Raw genomic sequence first — 1,579 nt, forward strand, 5'->3', positions numbered from 1 at the left:
CCCACCCACGGTGGGGGCCCCCGCCCCCACGTCAGTCCGGCGGCGCCCGTCCACCAGCCCCGGCACGGCGACATCACCCTCCCCGACGTACCGGCTGTGGAGGACCCGGCCGCCGTGGACATCGGTGAGGAGCGGCCGAACGGGCGCTCCAGCACCTTGGATTTCATCAGTGCCGTCATCAACATCCGCCACCGAAGCGCCACCCTTCATCCGGTGTGCTCCCGGGGTCACGGCGCCCGCCTCGCGGTCGGTGGCGGCGAGAGCGGCGCGCCGGGCGAGCAGCCGTCCGTACAGCCCCAGGTCCCCGGCGGTGAGCGGGCGGAGCCGAACGGGCCCGTCGTGGAGAATCACCTCCATGCGCATCCTGATCGTCACCACCGGCTCCCGCGGGGACGTCGCGCCGTTCACGGGGCTGGGCCGACGCCTGATGGACGCCGGGCACCGGGTCGCCGTGGCCGCCCATCCGACCTTCACGACACTGATCGAGTCCTGCGGCCTGGAGCACCGGCCGCTGCCGGGGGACCCGGAGGAACTCATCCGTGCCAGGGCCCGCGCGACCTCCCCGGAGGAGACCCGCGCGCTGATGACCGCGTTCGTGGACGGACTCGCCGACGGCGTGGCCGACGCCGTGGCGGGCGGAGCCGACCTGCTGCTCACCGCCTTCGCCCCGTCGCCGCTCAGCCTCACGGCCGGGGAGGCGCACGGCGTGCCCGTCCTCGGTACCTACCTCACGCCCGCCTTCGCCACCAGGGAGTTCCCGCTGCCTGGCCCCGCCGGCAGCGAGGACCTGGGACCGGAGGGCAACCTCGCCGCCGGCCAGGAACGGCTCCGGAGCGCGGACCGCCTGTTCGCGGGCGCCGTGGCCCGGATGCGCGGGCGCCTCGGCCTGCCCGGCACGACACCACCGCCACCACTCGGGCACACCCGACCGGTCGTCCACGGCTACAGCCCCCTGCTGCTGCCGCGCCCGGCGGACTGGCCCGCCCCGGTCGACGTGGCGGGCTTCTGGTGGCCCGCCCGGCCGCTGCACTGGCAGCCCCCTGCCGAACTGGTCGACTTCCTCCACGCCGGTCCGGCCCCGGTGTTCATCGGCTTCGGCAGCATGGCACCGGGCGAGGGCGCCCGACTCGGGGAACTGGTGACGACGGCCGTACGGCAGGCCGGCGTGCGCGCGGTGGTCCAGGCGGGCTGGGCCGGGCTGGAGGCGGCAGGCGACGGCGTCCTCTCCATCGGCGACCTCCCCCACGACTGGCTCTTCCCCCAGACCGCCGCCGTTGTTCACCACGCCGGAGCCGGTACCAGCGGCGCCGCGCTGCGCGCCGGGGTCCCCGCCGTACCGGTGCCCGTCATGGTCGACCAGCCGTTCTGGGCGGCACGGCTGCACCGGCTGGGAGTCGCCCCGCAGCCCGTGCCGTTCGCGGACCTCACCGCCGAACGCCTCGCCGCCGCGATCACGGCCGCGCTGGCCGAGCCGGTCCGCCGCCGTGCGGCCGTCGTGGCCGGGCTGATGGCGGGGGGGGGCGGCCGGCGCGCGCGCCGCCCCGCGCCCGCCCCCCCAACCGGCACGCCCCCGGGCGGT

Annotated in this window: 2 protein-coding genes; one reads left to right on the forward strand and one right to left on the reverse strand. The window is 76.9% G+C overall.

All coding sequences use genetic code 11. The annotated features are described in order from the left end of the window. A partial coding sequence (locus tag ACWGJO_RS41565) for a hypothetical protein (protein ID WP_452190962.1) occupies nt 1-357 on the reverse strand: 357 nt, incomplete at its 3' end. Between ACWGJO_RS41565 and ACWGJO_RS41570 the strand changes: the two genes are divergently transcribed. Beyond that, on the forward strand, nt 356-1,579 hold a 1,224-nt coding region (locus tag ACWGJO_RS41570; protein ID WP_452190963.1), incomplete at its 3' end, for a glycosyltransferase. The genes ACWGJO_RS41565 and ACWGJO_RS41570 overlap by 2 nt on opposite strands.

The organism is Kitasatospora sp. NPDC054795, from assembly GCF_053611565.1.